At 36.6% G+C, this 16,132-nt stretch carries 12 protein-coding genes; 7 read left to right on the forward strand and 5 right to left on the reverse strand.

The features are described from left to right. The first annotated feature begins 62 nt into the window (after positions 1–62). On the forward strand, positions 63–416 hold the full coding sequence (locus DRF60_RS13830; RefSeq protein WP_116012610.1) for an MmcQ/YjbR family DNA-binding protein: 354 nt from the start codon (positions 63–65) through the stop codon (positions 414–416). On the opposite strand, the gene DRF60_RS13835 is transcribed toward DRF60_RS13830, so the two are convergent. Then, entirely contained in the window at positions 413–1,333 is a 921-nt protein-coding gene (locus tag DRF60_RS13835) for a bifunctional riboflavin kinase/FAD synthetase (protein WP_116012611.1), read from the reverse strand. The two genes, DRF60_RS13830 and DRF60_RS13835, sit on opposite strands and share 4 nt — an antisense overlap. A 207-nt stretch (positions 1,334–1,540) precedes the next feature. Between DRF60_RS13835 and atpD the strand changes: the two genes are divergently transcribed. The 3 genes from atpD (at position 1,541) to DRF60_RS13850 (ending at position 4,316) form a co-directional block, all read left to right on the forward strand. After that, positions 1,541–3,049 carry a F0F1 ATP synthase subunit beta gene (gene atpD / locus DRF60_RS13840; protein ID WP_116012612.1) on the forward strand — a complete coding sequence of 503 codons (1,509 nt, stop codon included), beginning with the start codon at positions 1,541–1,543 and terminating at the stop codon, positions 3,047–3,049. A gap of 83 nt (positions 3,050–3,132) precedes the next feature. Next, positions 3,133–3,414 (forward strand): FoF1 ATP synthase subunit delta/epsilon, encoded by a 282-nt coding sequence (locus DRF60_RS13845; protein ID WP_116012613.1) that lies wholly within the window; start codon positions 3,133–3,135, stop codon positions 3,412–3,414. A gap of 80 nt (positions 3,415–3,494) precedes the next feature. Continuing rightward, the gene (locus DRF60_RS13850; protein ID WP_116012614.1) at positions 3,495–4,316 is read left to right on the forward strand and encodes a hypothetical protein; all 822 of its coding nucleotides are present in this window, start codon (positions 3,495–3,497) and stop codon (positions 4,314–4,316) included. Positions 4,317–4,393: 77 nt separating this feature from the next. Here the strand turns inward: DRF60_RS13850 and DRF60_RS13855 are convergent, their stop codons facing one another. From DRF60_RS13855 to DRF60_RS13870, 4 genes are all read right to left on the reverse strand, one after another. Next, positions 4,394–6,586 carry a B12-binding domain-containing radical SAM protein gene (locus tag DRF60_RS13855; protein ID WP_116012615.1) on the reverse strand — a complete coding sequence of 731 codons (2,193 nt, stop codon included), beginning with the start codon at positions 6,584–6,586 and terminating at the stop codon, positions 4,394–4,396. A 146-nt stretch (positions 6,587–6,732) separates the two neighbouring features. Then, the gene (locus DRF60_RS13860; protein ID WP_116012616.1) at positions 6,733–7,629 is read right to left on the reverse strand and encodes a DMT family transporter; all 897 of its coding nucleotides are present in this window, start codon (positions 7,627–7,629) and stop codon (positions 6,733–6,735) included. Between the two features lie 71 nt (positions 7,630–7,700). Then, positions 7,701–8,963 (reverse strand): aminotransferase class I/II-fold pyridoxal phosphate-dependent enzyme, encoded by a 1,263-nt coding sequence (locus DRF60_RS13865; RefSeq protein WP_116012617.1) that lies wholly within the window; start codon positions 8,961–8,963, stop codon positions 7,701–7,703. A 79-nt stretch (positions 8,964–9,042) separates the two neighbouring features. Next, positions 9,043–10,080, reverse strand: coding sequence for a PLP-dependent cysteine synthase family protein (locus DRF60_RS13870; RefSeq protein ID WP_116012618.1), 1,038 nt, complete (start codon positions 10,078–10,080; stop codon positions 9,043–9,045). Between the two features lie 221 nt (positions 10,081–10,301). Here DRF60_RS13870 and DRF60_RS13875 point away from each other — a divergent pair, with 221 nt between their 5' ends. The 3 genes from DRF60_RS13875 to DRF60_RS13885 all read left to right on the forward strand — a co-directional run bounded on the left by DRF60_RS13875 (position 10,302) and on the right by DRF60_RS13885 (position 16,007). Beyond that, on the forward strand, positions 10,302–13,787 hold the full coding sequence (locus DRF60_RS13875) for a glycosyltransferase family 117 protein (protein ID WP_116012619.1): 3,486 nt from the start codon (positions 10,302–10,304) through the stop codon (positions 13,785–13,787). A gap of 105 nt (positions 13,788–13,892) precedes the next feature. Then, positions 13,893–15,374, forward strand: a complete 1,482-nt coding sequence (locus tag DRF60_RS13880; RefSeq protein WP_116012620.1) for an LTA synthase family protein — start codon at positions 13,893–13,895, stop codon at positions 15,372–15,374. A 102-nt stretch (positions 15,375–15,476) separates the two neighbouring features. Next, on the forward strand, positions 15,477–16,007 hold the full coding sequence (locus DRF60_RS13885; protein WP_116012621.1) for a DUF1697 domain-containing protein: 531 nt from the start codon (positions 15,477–15,479) through the stop codon (positions 16,005–16,007). Positions 16,008–16,132 lie beyond the last annotated feature (125 nt).

The following is a 16,132-nucleotide window of genomic DNA, read 5'->3' on the forward strand; positions in this document are numbered from 1 at the left end:
TCCTTCAATATATATACATTATTCAAATCACTTATTGCCAATTACTTATTACTTATAAAGATATGGATGCCAACGAAATTCTAGACTATTGCATTGCCAAAAAAGGAGTTACAGAAACTTTCCCTTTTGATAACGAAACACTTGTGATGAAAGTAGGGACAAAAATGTTTTTATTAATGGGACTTGAAAGACAGCCATTGGGAATCAACGTGAAAACCGATCCTGAATGGAGCGCAGAGCTTCGTGAACAGCATCCGCAGATCACAGGTGCATTTCACATGAATAAAACCCATTGGAATTCTGTGCAGTTGGATGGATTGAAAAGAGATCTTATTTATAAATTAATAGACCAGTCTTATGAATTGGTTTATAATTCATTAACGAAAAAAGCAAAAGAAGAGATTATAAATAGTTAGAATTGAAAGTCCCGGGTCAGCCTTTTATCTTCATCCAGTCTTTCGATAAGTTTTTCAAGACCTTCAAACTTGATCTCGTCATGAAGGAAATCCCTGAATTTTACCGTGATCTTTTCATCATAAATATCGCCATCAAAGTCAAGGATATAGACTTCAATGGTTAATTTTTCTCCGTTTACAGTAGGATTGGTACCAATACTGAGCATTCCTTTATATTGCTGGCCTTTTACCTCAGTTTCTACAATATAAGCTCCTTTTTTAGGAAGAAGTTTAATAGAATCAGCATCAATATTGGCTGTAGGATAACCGATTGTTCTTCCAATTTTTTTCCCATGAACAACGGTTCCGGAAACAGAGTAGGAGTAACCAAGCATTTCATTGGCCTCTTTAATATTCCCCGTCAAGAGAGCATTGCGGACCTTTGTAGAGCTAATATTGTTTTCATGGATATTGATCGCTTCCATCTGTTCAACAACAAAATCCAGTTCTTTGGAAAGATTTTGAAGAAGTTCGAAATTTCCGCTCTTATTTTTTCCGAATGAATGGTCGTAGCCTATAATCAGGTACTTTACATTCAGTTTGTCAATAAGGATCTGGCGTACAAACTCTTCCCCCGTAAGGTTTCTGAATTCTTCATCAAATTCCTTCAGGAATAAATGATTAATTCCGTATTTTTCGATCAGCTGTTTCTTTTCATCCAGTGTATTCAGAAGCTTGAGATCTTCATTTGGGTTAAAAACAAAACGCGGATGCGGCCAAAAAGTCAGGATAGCTGTCTCCAGATTATTCTGTGTACCTACATTGATCAGTTCATCGATGATACTTTTGTGCCCGAGATGTACTCCGTCAAACATTCCCAGAGATAATGCTAAAGGCTTTTGAGAGGAATAATCTTTAAAATTCTTGAAAACTTTCAAAACGGAAAAAATTTGACTGCAAATATATACATAATGTAATAATGTATCAATATAACAATGTACCAATATTTTTTTGCGGAGAAATAATTGCTAGACTGGTAAATTGTTATATTGGTACATTAACAAAAAAGTATGATAAAAATCTTTTTTTTACCAATTGTAGGTTTATGAAGAATCATTATATTTGCACCAAGAAAAAATTTAGCAATGGCAAACCAAATTAAAGGTAAAATTTCTCAAATTATTGGTCCGGTAATCGACGTTGTCTTCACAGATGTGGAAGCAATTCCAAGTATCTATGACGCGTTAGAAATTACAAAAGGAAACGGTGAAAAAGTAGTCTTAGAAGTAGAGCAGCATATTGGTGAAGATACAGTAAGATGTATTGCAATGGATGCTACAGACGGTCTTCAAAGAGGGCAGGAAGTAATCGGATACGGAAATCCTATTACAATGCCAATTGGTGAAGCCGTGAACGGAAGACTATTCAACGTTGTTGGGGATGCTATCGACGGACTTCAAAATATTTCTAAAGAAGGTGGTCTGCCAATTCACAGACCAGCTCCAAAATTTGATCAACTTTCAACTTCTGCAGAAGTTTTATTTACAGGTATTAAAGTAATCGACCTTATCGAGCCTTACGCAAAAGGAGGTAAGATTGGATTGTTCGGTGGTGCAGGTGTAGGTAAAACAGTATTGATTCAGGAGTTGATTAACAATATTGCAAAAGGACACGGTGGTCTTTCAGTTTTTGCCGGAGTAGGTGAAAGAACGAGAGAAGGAAATGACCTTTTGAGAGAGATGCTTGAATCAGGAATTATCAAATATGGTGATGATTTCATGCACTCTATGGAAAACGGAGGTTGGGATCTTTCTAAAGTAGATATGGAAGCTATGAAAGATTCTAAAGCTGCATTCGTTTTCGGACAGATGAACGAGCCGCCAGGTGCAAGAGCTAGAGTAGCACTTTCCGGTCTTACATTAGCTGAGTACTACAGAGATGGTGGTGAAAGTGGACAAGGTAGAGACGTACTTTTCTTCGTAGACAACATCTTCCGTTTTACACAGGCTGGTTCTGAGGTATCTGCACTTCTTGGTCGTATGCCTTCAGCGGTAGGTTACCAACCGACTCTTGCTTCTGAAATGGGAGCGATGCAGGAAAGAATTACTTCTACTAAAAATGGTTCAATTACTTCAGTACAGGCAGTTTACGTACCTGCGGATGACTTAACTGACCCGGCTCCTGCAACTACGTTTGCTCACTTGGATGCCACTACGGTACTAGATAGAAAAATTGCTTCATTGGGTATTTATCCTGCAGTAGATCCATTGGCTTCTACGTCAAGAATTCTTGCTCCGGAAATTATCGGTGATGAACATTATGACTGTGCTCAGAGAGTAAAAGAAATTCTTCAGAGATACAAAGCTCTTCAGGATATCATCGCGATTCTTGGTATGGAAGAACTTTCTGAAGAAGATAAATCAGTGGTTTACCGTGCCAGAAAAGTTCAGAGATTCTTATCTCAGCCTTTCCACGTAGCTGAACAGTTTACAGGTATTCCGGGATCATTGGTAGATATCAAAGATACCATCAAAGGATTCAACATGATTATGGATGGTGAATTAGACCATTTACCGGAAGCTGCTTTCAACCTGAAAGGAACTATCGAAGAAGCTATTGAGGCCGGACAAAAAATGTTAGCTGAAAACGCTTAACTAGATAAATAGAATAAAGAAAAAAGAGTAAAGACACAGTCTCTTTCTTTTTTCTTTTCTCTTTTCTCTTTAATCTAAGAAATATGAATATAAAAATTTTAACACCAGAATACGTAGTTTTTGAAGGAGAGGTAGACTCAGTATTGTTGCCGGGAAAAGGTGGTGAATTCCACATTATGAAAAACCACGCGGCAATTGTTTCTTCTTTAATTGGCGGTAAAGTAAAGCTTTTCACAACTTCAGTTGGAGAAGCATATGCTAAAAACTTTACCAAAGAAAATGTGAAAGACTCTGTTTTTTCTTATCCTATCAAAAGCGGTGTTGTAGAATTTAATCATGATAAAGGAATCATCCTTTGTGAATAATTAAATGAAAAGCTAAATATATTTTCAAGAAAGTGTAACTTTGGTTACACTTTTTTTATGTTGTGTAAAAGTCTGATTCTATGAAGAAAAGTATAATCATATTCTTTACCGTTCTGGGGGTACTGTATCATGCCCAAAATTTCAAAACCAAAAGAGGTATTATAAATCTTGACGGTACTCATGTTGCAAAAATCTCCAATAAATCCAGTATCTATACATTCATGGACCTGAATGATACCCCGATGTATACTATAGAGTTTATAGATAAAAGTATAGTGGATTCTGTAAGAGACAGTTATATAAGACTGAACAGGATCTATAACAGGGATAAAACAATAGAGCTGGATTATATTTCTCCGTCAGCATTTTCCGGAGAGGAAAAATCAGCAGTTTATACTTCTATTAAAGGTCTGAAGATTATTGATAATAAAGGAATCAATATTAAAAACCTGGATGATATATTTAAAAATATTCCTAAAAGGAAGCTGGATACCAAAACCAAAGATGCCTATACTACCAGAAGTAAAATTGATAAGCTCAACATTGAGGTTAATAAAGTAGGAGAGATCATTAGCAACGGCATTCCTGTCGGATATTTTACCAATCTTCCGGTAAGTTTTGGTTCTGAGGATACTATTACCGACAAAACCTTCATAGATATCGAGGTCTATGACGCTAAGAGTAAATATATTGGAAAATATATTACGACTACAAAACAGATCAAAACCGCTAACGGAAAAGTTTTTACCATTTACAGGGAAATGTCCGGAAGAGCTTCACTGTTAAAATTCCCTACTTATAAAGCTATTGCAGAAAGAATGGCGATTATGGACCCAAATTTTATTAAAGTTCAGGAAAAAGTAATTGTTGGTGACGTAGTGAAAGGAAATGCTGAAAAGTAAAATTGTATGGACTTTGAATACTCATAAAAATCCCGGAGATTTAACTTTCCGGGATTTTTTTAATTTATTTTGAAAAATTATAAACTCAAAATTACTCCATTTTCTTTCAACTGCTGCATCGGTTTTGAAAACCAGAATAATTCAAAATCTTCAAAATTTTCTTCAAACTGATTCTTAAGTTGTTGAGCTGTAATTTTTTTCGGATTTTCTATAGAATTTTTCTCCAGGACATTCATCAGCCATTCCGCTTTATCCTGCTCCAGATCTACCTTTATAATATTGGTTTTTAAGTGGAACGTAAGAAGTGTATACGCACCAGAGTATTTCTTTTTATTTTTTATGCGATTCTCAGCGATTACATTTTTGGTCAAAAAAACAACCTTTGAGTTGCCTTTAAAGCCAAGCTGGGTATCATCCAGAAGACAGTCATGAATATAATCGGGATGAACTGTTGTTCTTGGAATTTTAAAATCAAACCATTCCTGAAGCGGAAACTCAAAATTAATTCCGTGCATATAATTGAAGAGTGATTTTTTTAATCCAAAGCTGAACCGGCTGTGATCGATTCCTGTTTTATCTTTAAAATCAATATCATTGTTGGCAAACAAAATTTCCTGCTTCAGAGGAGTTACTCCAAATTCTTCAGGATTAATTCCTACTGGCGAATGCGCTGTCATGGCAAACTGATGCCAGAAAGCACTTTGAAGAATTCCCATCTCGAACATTTGCCTTACCATTTCCAAAGAGTCCACCGTTTCCTGAACCGTCTGAGTAGGATAGCCATACATCAGATACGCGTGAATCATGATGCCGGCTTCAGTAAAATTTCTTGTTACCTTTGCCACTTGTTCTACAGAAATACCTTTGTCTATCAATTGTAACAGCCGGTCGCTGGCCACTTCCAGTCCTCCGGAAACGGCAACGCATCCTGAAAGTTTTAGCAGATAACATAAATCACGGGTAAAGCTTTTCTCAAACCGGATATTGGTCCACCAGGTCACTACAAGATTTCTGCGAAGAATTTCCAGGGCAACTTCCCGCATCAATGCCGGTGGGGCAGCTTCATCCACAAAATGGAATCCCGTCTCACCAGTTGTTTTGATCAGTTCCTCCATTCTGTCCACTAAAATTTTAGCAGAAATAGGTTCGTAGATTTTGATGTAGTCCAAAGATATATCACAAAATGTACATTTTCCCCAGTAGCAACCGTGGGCCATGGTCAGCTTGTTCCACCTTCCGTCGCTCCACAAACTGTGCATTGGATTGGCAATTTCAATCACCGAAATATATTGATCTAATTTCAAATCTGTATAATCCGGCGTACCGATATCCGCCTGTTTATAATCGTGTTTTTTGGAATTATTTTTATAGGTAACTTTTTGGTTTTCAAGTAAAAATGTTCTTTTATATTCAGGTTTTTCCTGGGAGATATTCAATACATTATTGCAAAGAAGTTCAAGAGGAAGCTCACCATCATCAAGGGTGATAAAATCAAAAAATTCAAAGACTCTCTGATCTTTTACTTCCCGCAATTCCGTATTGGGGAAACCACCACCCATCGCAGTTTTAATGTGAGGATAATTTTTTTTTATGAATTGGGCACATTTGAATCCGGCATACAGATTTCCTGGAAAGGGGACTGAAAAGCACACCAGTTTTGGCTGGATCAATTCTAATTTTTCCTGAAGAATTTTAAGGGTAAAGCTATCAATAAAGGTTTGATTATCTGATAGTTTTGAATACAGCTCATCAAAAGAATTGGCACTTTTTCCGAGACGTTCTGCATATCGGCTGAATCCGAAATCTGAATCAATATTTTCAATAATATAATCAGAAAGATCCTCTAAATATAGCGTAGCAAGATGCTTGGCCTTATCCAGAAGTCCCATATTTCCAAATGCAAAATCCATATCATCCAGCTGGTTGAAACGGGAAGCCTCAGGAAGGAAATTCATGCTGCAGATCTGTCTGGCCAGCGTAGGGATTTTTCCCTGCAAAAAAGGAATAACCTGATCTATCGTCCTTAAATATTCTTCCCGTAATGCATAAATTCGCTGTGAATTTTCTGAGAGTTCCTGAAGATTGATTTTTGTGCTGAAAATTTTCTCAAGTCCGTTTTTTGAAAATAACTCCAAAATAACATCAAGTCCCAGATCGGCCTGATAGCTGGAAATATTTTTGGTATTCAGAAAGCCTTTTATATAAGCCGTTGCCGGATAAGGAGTATTAAGCTGGGTAAAAGGCGGAGTGATGAGAAGCAGATCTTTCAACAGGATTTTTTCAAATTATTTATATTAATCCGGTTTTAAAATATTGATTTACAACATCTTGAATGTTTTCAAGCTTTACCGAATTCTGTTGGCAAAGATAGTTAAATTGTATGGTATGCCGAAATAGAGTTACAAAATTAAAATGTTCATACATTTTCTAAGATCTCATCACTTTTTGACTTCCTGCTGTCTGCAATAACATTAAAGGTTACTCCTAAAAGGATAAGCGTAATGCCGATAAGAAGATTTACGGTAAATCTTTCATGAAATATAAGGACACTTACCATTACCGCAACTACCGGTTCCAATGCTCCTAAAATAGCAGTCGGAGTAGACCCTATATATTTTATAGCATACACCAGACACAGACTTGAAATGACAGTGGTGAGAAAAGCAAAAATAATAAAATTTAAAAAGATAGATACGGAAGGGATGGCAAAAGATTCACCTTCGGCAGAAGCTTTTATCATAAAAAATGCTGAAGTAAAAAGCATAGAGTAGAATGAAAGCTTGAATCCTGATACTTTAAGGTCAGATTTATTAACGATCACCATATAAAGCGCATAAAATAATGAGCTTAGCATCACAATTCCAAGACCTGCAAAATTGATCTCCATACCATTTTCTTTTAAGCATAATACAATAACGCCTGCAAAAGCCAGGAAGAGAGATATTACAGAAAGTTTTGTGAGTTTTTCTTTATAAAAGAAAAACATGATCAAAGCTACAATAACCGGATAAATAAACAGGACGGTAGAAGCAATTCCCGGGGTAAGAAAATCGTAACCAATGAATAAAAATTCTGAAGAAAGAGCATAGCAGACTCCCAGAACAGAAAGGATCAAAGCTTCTTTTTTATTGATCCTGAAGCTTTCTTTGGAATACAGCAGATATCCACCAACCATTGAGGCAGAAAACAAAAATCTATAGAACAGCGTAATGTCCATAGAAAAGTGGGCCTGCTTCAACGGCAGGATGAAAATAGGGATCAATCCAAATGAAACGGATGATAGTATGCCTAACAAGTAACCCTTTAATTTCATTCCAATTTATTTTATAAAAAACCACTGAAAGTGAATCAGTGGTTTTTCTAATATTATATGATGATATCGTATTACATTTGCTTGTATTCGATATTCATCTGTTTTTCCATTTCTCTGTAATGTCCTGAAGTTAATTTTTCACGGATGCCATCGAAAGCAGCCAGTGTTTCATTAATTTCTGAATCTGTGTGAGAAGCTGTCGGGATTAATCTTAATAAGATCATTCCTTTAGGAATTACAGGATATACCACTACAGATGTGAAAACCCCATAATTCTCTCTAAGATCTTTAGCTAAAAGAGTAGCTTCAATTGTAGTTCCTTCTATGAAAACAGGCGTTACACAGGTATTGGTATTCCCAAGATTGTAACCCCTCTCTTTCAGACCGTCTTGAAGTTTTCTTACGTTCTCCCATAATTTCGCTTTAATTTCGGGGCGTGTTCTCAAAAGCTCCAGTCTTTTTAAACCTCCGATTACCATTGGCATTGTTAAAGATTTAGCAAAAATCTGAGAACGAAGATTATATTTTAAGAACCTGATGATGGTTTCATCTCCTGAAAGAAAAGCTCCGAAACCTGCCATAGATTTGGCAAAAGTAGAGAAATATACATCAATCTGATCCTGGCAGCCTTGCTCTTCACCTGCTCCGGCTCCGGTTTTACCCAAAGTTCCGAAACCATGTGCATCATCTACCAAAAGTCTGAAATTGAATTTTGATTTCAGATCACAGATTTCTTTCAGTTTCCCCTGCATTCCTCTCATTCCGAAAACCCCTTCGGTAATCACTAAAATTCCGCCTCCATTTTCTTCTGCTACCTTAGTCGCTCTCTCTAAGTTCTTCTCTAAACTTGCTATATCGTTATGTTTGAAAGTAAAACTTTTTCCCATATGAAGACGAACTCCGTCTACAATACAGGCGTGAGAGTCAGCATCATATACAATTACGTCATGTCTTGTAACCAATGCATCAATAGCCGAAACCATCCCCTGATAACCGAAATTCAATAAATAAGCAGCTTCTTTCTGAGTAAATTCTGCCAGTTCTTTTTCCAATTGTTGATGCTGCTGGGTTTCACCAGACATAGCCCTTGCACCCATCGGATAAAACATTCCGAATTCTGCAGCTGCTTTTGCATCAGCTTCTAAAACTTCCGGGTGATTACAAAGTCCTAAATAATCATTTGCACTCCAGAAAATTACATCCTTACCTTGAAATTTCATTCTTGGGCCAATTGGACCCTCCAGTTTTGGGAAAACAAAATATCCTTCAGCATAATCAGCGAATTGTCCCAAAGGACCTGGATTTTGTTTGATGCGGTCAAAAATATCTAACATTTTGTATTGTAATTTTTAAGTGAAAAAGCCTTTTCTGCGGAACACAAAAGGCTTAATTTGTATCGTGGTTTATTTAAATCTATTTAATAAATTCTGTCTTGAAAACTTCATCATAATTGTGTACGCAGTTATTTACAAAACCCTGTTCGGCCATCCATTTGTCGCTGTATACCTTAGTAATATACCTTGATCCGTGATCAGGATAGATCAGGACAATAATATCATCTTTGGTAAGCTCGTGAGACTGTGCATACTGAATCAGCGCCTGGGTTACGGCTCCTGTAGTATAACCTCCCATGATAGCTTCTTTAAGGGCTATTTCACGGGTTCTGTATGCGGACATTTCATCATTTACTCTTATAAACTCATCTACCTTGTCAAAAAGCAGGGCAGCAGGGATTAAGTTTTTGCCCATTCCTTCAATCTGATAAGGATGAACATCTTCTTTATGGATTTCTCCTGTTTCGTGGTAGCTCTTCAGGATAGAACCATCAGCATCCACTCCGATAATCTTGATATCCGGATTTTTTTCTTTTAAGAATTTACCCGAACCGGACAATGTTCCACCCGTTCCAGTGCAGGCGAAGAGGTGGGTAACCTTACCTTCTGTCTGCTCCCAAATTTCAGGACCGGTAGTCTGGTAGTGTGCATCAATATTCAATTCATTAAAATATTGATTGATGTAAACTGAATTTGGTGTTTCTGAAGCTATTCTTTTAGCTACTTCATAATAAGATCTGGGATCATCTGCAGCCACATTGGCAGGACAAATGTATACCGTAGCCCCTAATGCTTTCAAATAGGCAATTTTTTCGGGCTTCGTTTTGTCGCTTACCGCCAGAATACATTTATATCCTTTGATAATACAGACCATCGCTATAGAAAATCCGGTATTTCCTGAAGTAGTTTCTACAACTACAGAGTCTTCCTTTAATAAACCTTTTTGTTCAGCATTTTCTATAATATGAAGTGCTATTCTATCTTTTGTGGAATGTCCAGGATTATATGATTCTAACTTGGCATAAACGGTTGCAGGAATATCTTTTGTAACAGTATTAAGCTTCACCATAGGAGTATTTCCTATTAGGCCAAGAATATTATCGTAAACATTACTCATTATTTGTTATTTTCAATAAAATCTGACCGCAAAAATACAAAAAAATAAATAATTACTAAACTTTTGTTTGATTTCAAGCCAGCGATTCAGCAAAATTTATTTTCTGATTTGCAATCTTAGCTGAAGTATAATCGCAAATACTACGCCAAAATTTTTAAATTTTGTTAAAAACACCACAGAATGGTATAAAAGCCTTATTTTCGCGTAATTGATTTAATACTATGAAAAATTGGACTTTTAGGCAATGGAACACCGTTTTAGGATGGGTGATTTTCATCATTGCATTTTTCACGTACTTGTCGACCATAGAACCGAATTTCAGTTTCTGGGACTGCGGTGAGTACATTTCCTCAGCTGTAAAACTTGAAGTAACGCATGCTCCCGGAGCCGCTTTATTCCAGATTGTGGGTGCCGTGGCAGCCATTTTTGCTTTAGGGAAAGGTGAAAACTATTCTATCGTAATCAATGCAATGTCTGCATTGTTCAGTGCGTTGACGATTTTATTTTTATTCTGGACGATTACCCATTTTGTAAGACGGCTGCTGAACAAGGATTTTGATGAAATTACAAAACACCAGGAAATCTCCATTCTTTTTGCAGGAGCTGTAGGAGCATTATGCTTTACTTTTTCAGATACATTCTGGTTTTCTGCTGTAGAAGGAGAAGTATATTCCATGGCTTCCATGTTTATTGCTTTACTCGTTTGGTTAATTACCAAATGGGAAAATGAATACCTGGCGAAAGACAGTGAAAGATGGATCATCCTTATTTTCTTTGTATTGGGACTTTCTGTAGGAGTACACATGATGGGGATGCTTGCAGTGCCAGCCGTTTGTCTGGTATATTATGCAAGAAACTACAAGTTTACCTGGAAAAACTTTATCTGGGCTAATGCGATCACACTGGGAATTCTGATCATTGTTTTCAAAATTATTTTCCCCTTGATCATGACCATGTTCGGAAGACTGGAAATATTCTTTGTGAACGGACTTGGACTTCCTTTCCACTCAGGAACGATAGTAGCATTTATTTTAATGACAGCAGCTTGTTATTTTATGATTAAATATGCAAGAAGAGCGAAGAAAAACATATATCAGACGGCTGCATTGTCAATAGTATTCATGATCATTGGCTTTTCCTGCTGGATGGTTATTCCTATCAGAGCAAATGCTAACCCTCCGATGAACCTTAACGATCCTGATACTGCCATTGGTATGCTGGATTATTATAACAGGGAGCAATATGGTGACTGGCCAACTATTTACGGACAAAACTATACTGCTTTCCTTGATGCCAACGGGATTGAGAAAAATGAGGACGGAAGCTTCAAAACGAAGAAAACCGGTGAGATCTATGAAAAGGATGAGAAAACCGGAACTTACAGAAAAACCGGAGACCGGTTCAATTATATATTCAGTAAATCTCAGATCAGCCTGATGCCAAGAATGTTTAATGAAGACAAAGATGTGATGGCAAACTACATTTCCATGTACGGAGCTCCTGACTTTACCTTCAATTATGCCAATGAAGATGTGGCAGACAATCCACAGGCTAAACAGATCTTTGATGAACTGAGAGCAAAATATGAAGATAAAACCATTACGGCAGCAGATTACCTGAAGGTGAAGCCGTACAACCTGATCAATGTTCAGAAGCCTTCACTGGCTCAGAATATGGATTATTTCATTACTTTCCAGAACGGGTATTACTTTGTAAGATACCTGATGTGGAACTTCGTGGGAAGACAGAACGACCTTGAAGGAAATATGGAAAACACAAAAGGAAACTGGATCTCCGGAATTCCTTTCATTGATAATGCCTTACTGGGGAACCAGGATAAAATGCCTGCAAAATTCAAGAATGAAAGTACGGTTAAATTCTTCTTCTTACCCTTAATTTTGGGACTAATCGGTTTCTTTTTCCAGCTTAACAGGGACTTTGGAAGATTCTATGCACTGCTTTCATTATTTATCTTAACAAGTGTCGGAATTATTTTCTATACCGGTGTAAAGCCTTTCGAGCCGAGAGAAAGAGATTATGCGATGGTAGGTTCTTTTTATGCATTTGCAATCTGGATTGGCCTTGGAGCCGGGGCTATTTTATGGTTTATCCAGTCTAAGATAAAATCTAATGGGGCAAACATCGCTTTAGGAGTAGTTTTATTAGGTGTTCCTTTTATGATGGGCTTCCAGAACTACAATGTCCATGACAGAAGCAACAGATATACGGCTTATGATTATGCTTATTCAGTATTAAAATCACTTCCTAAAAACGATATTTTGTTCGTTTACGGAGATAATGATACATATCCGGTATGGGCTATCCAGGAAACAGAAAGATTCAGAGATGATGTTAAAGTGGTTAATTTTACTCTTGCTTCAACTCCCTGGAACTTAGATCAGATTAAAAGAAAAACATATAATGCCGCAGGAATTCCAAGTGAACTGACTCACGAGGACTACAGAGACGGTGTAAATGACCAGATCTACATGATGAAGAAAGAAGACTGGGAAGGAGTTTTCTCTATGCTGAAAGAGCAGGGAGTTCCTGATACTCAGTTTGGAGCCTTCAGAAAATACCTTACGCAGGATTCACTGACTCTGAAAGAGGCTGTTGATTTTATTAAATTCAAATCTCCTGAAAAGGATGAGCTTCTGAAAATGTATTTTGGGGAAGAGAAATTTGAGAAATACAATATCCTTCCGGTAAACAAGTTCATTCTTCCGGTGAATAAAGAAAATGCTTTAAAAGCAGGAATCATCACCCAGGCAGACCTTCCGGACGTGATGAACCAGATTATGATCACTTATAAAGGAAACACGCTCTATAAAAACAACCTGATCATGCTGGATATGCTGGCCAATTTCGACTGGAAACGTCCTATCAACTTCTCATCGGGAGGAATCTATGACAGTGAAAATGTTTTCTACCTGAACGAATATCTTCAGTTTGACGGATTCAGTTACAGACTGGTTCCTATCCATACCGCTCCAAATGAAGACGGAGATATGGGCAGGGTAGATGTCAATTCACTTTATAATGTTGTGAAAAACTTCAGATGGGGTAATTTTAAAGACCTGAATACTCATTTTGATGAAACTGCTACTTCGAACATTATGAGTTACAGAATGTCAGCAAGCAGAGCAGCCTCAGCGTTGGCATTAAAAGGACAGAAAGCTAAAGCTATAGAATTATTAGATCTTGCCTCAAAAGAGATTCCTGCAGAGAAATTTAATGATCCCCGCTCATTGAGCTCTATGGTAACCGGATATATCATTGCAGGGCAGGAGAAAAAAGGACTTCAGCTGGCAGAGCTTCTGAAAAAAGGTATTTTTGAGGAATATGATTATTATCTGAGTCTTTCCCCAGCTGATCAGAATTTTGCAAGAAGACAGATGAGATCCAAACCAATGGAATATTCTCTTGTGGTAGCTGCGGTTACAGATGCCTATAAAAAACTGGGACAGAATGAAAAGGCATATGCTTACCTGGTAAAATCTATAGAACCAATTGATAAAAAGTTCAATACCTTCCTCAAAGATCTTCAGCAGATGGGTAAAGAAAAGGCCAGGAAAGAATCTGAAAATATACAGAAGATTTCACCTTTCTACCAATATTTGTTTGATGTGATGGAACCTTTCGATTCTACGTATTCAAAAGAAAAAGAAGAACAGATCACTACCGCAATCATTAAAGCTACGCAATAAAAAATATTAATAAATATTAGCAAAAAAACGGAACTAAAAGTTCCGTTTTTTTTTGTCTTTGGATTCATAAATTTAAGATTATATTTGTGATATTAAAAATGCGTGATGGCTCAAAATAATAGACTCCCAATCTATGCCGTAATTTTTACGGTTGTTTTTAAACTTCTTTTTTTATTGACTCACTATATCCAGGAAGATGCATTCATTACCTGGAGGGTTGCCCAGAATCTGTTGGATTATGGAGTAATAGGTTTCAACGGAGAAACCAAAATTTCAGCTTCTACCACACATCTGTATGTTTTTGTGTCCTACCTTTTCAATCTGATCTTCGGAAAAGAATATTTTATTGAACCCCTGTTGACCTTTAATTCCATACTTTTTACCGTAGGAACATTATTTCTTGCGCATCTCACTCTTAAGAATCCGTGGCATAAAGCTATTTTTATATTTTTAATCGGAATATTGCCGCCTTCCATTAAAATTTCTATTCTTGGAATGGAATACGGAATACTTTTCTTTCTGGAAATGGCGCTTCTGTATTACGGTTTCAGCAAAAACAAAAGATGGGCACTGATTCTTTTTCCGATTTTAATTATGTTTACAAGGATTGATACGGTGATCTTCTTAGGCATTGTATTTCTTGTTGATATTTTTTGGAACAGAAAAATCAGATGGCAATATGTCTTTGGAGGAATGTTGGGTGTTTTATCCATATTGTCTTTTAACTGGCTGTATTTTGGAGAGCTGGTTAATAATACCATTGTCGCCAAAAAACTTCTGTATGAACAAGACTTCACTTTTGCACAGCATATCAACTATTTTCTGGCGAGTTTCGGTAATTTTTGGGGAATGCTTAAACTTCCCGGAAACTTCAATCCGGTGACCATCGTCATATTGATATTTGAGCTGCTGTGTTTTATTTATCTTGTAAGACAGAGAGAAAAGAGAAATTATTTTCTATGGATGATTTTTATTTTCGGTTGGGTAAAACAGATTATTTTCCTCTCTCAAAAAAGTTTATTTGACTGGTATTACTGGGTGCCGCAGCTTCTGCTTTTTGTTCCCATCCTTATATTTGTCCTGGAGCAGAAAGAGAAGAGAAATGTATGGTTATCCTTACTGGTTATATTTTATGTAGTTCCAATGCTGGCTTTCCAAACCATGCATGCCATTGCCACAGGACATGGAGAATGGAATTACCGCAGAGAGATCGGACTGTTTTTGGATACTTTCGAAAAAGATAAAAAACAATGGATTCTTTTGGAACCTGCTGGCTATGTACCTTATTTTTCAGGATTAAAAACCATTGACGAAGTAGGATTGGTAGATAAGCAGATCCAGACAGAAATAAAAAAAGACAAAGCCCATTACTGGATCAATACCGTGAAAAGCAGAAAGCCAAAATATCTTCTTTCCTATAAGAATTTATTTGAAGGAAATGATGCTGCATATTATCAGACACATTATAAGCTGATGAAAGAATTCAGAATAAAGGATAACCTGAAAAGCGATAACCCTATCCTGGAAAAAATTTATCATCTTAAACCATCCGGAACGGATTATAATTTATATATTAAGAATGATTAAAAGATTGAATAATTGGAAGATTGATGGAAAACCGGGAAGAAGTACACACTCTTATACCCTAAAACCCTGCAACCTATTACCTATTATCTAATTCCTAAAAATATGAAATATTGTGCTTTTCTCCGTGGTGTCAACGTAAAAGGAACCAACATGAAAATGGCTGATGTATGCCAGGTTTTTAAAGATGCCGGAATGCAGGATGTAGGTTCGGTACTGGCTTCCGGAAATATTGTGTTCATTTCTGATAAAAATGCCGGGGATTTAAAGAAAATTTTAGAAAAAGCAATGTCCGATCATTTTTCTTACGAAGCTTTCTTATTCATAAAATCACAGGAAGAAACGGAGGTTTTCTGGAACAGCATTCCTTTTGAGAAAAAAGATGACCTGCATATTTATGCCTTTGTGGGAAATCCCGGAATAGAAAATGTTTTGAATGCAGAATTTGAAGCTGCTTCCAAAGCTGAAAACGAAAAAGCCGAAATCGTTGACGAAATATTTTACTGGCAAATCCCGAAAGGAAATACTTTAGATTCTTCTTTTGGTAAAGTTCTCGGCAAGAAAAGCCTTAAAGACCAATTCACCAGCCGCAATATCAATACTTTTGAAAAGATTCTGAAAAAAATGAATTCCTAGAAGTTCGATTTTTTTAAGTGCCTATATTTCCCACAGATTACATTAATGATTTCATATTATTTGAATAGTATAGAAAACAATAAATAATCATTGTAATCGTCTACAAAAATAATCTGCAAAATCTG

The organism is Chryseobacterium elymi (genome assembly GCF_003385495.1).
Classification (GTDB): Bacteria; Bacteroidota; Bacteroidia; order Flavobacteriales; family Weeksellaceae; genus Chryseobacterium; species Chryseobacterium elymi.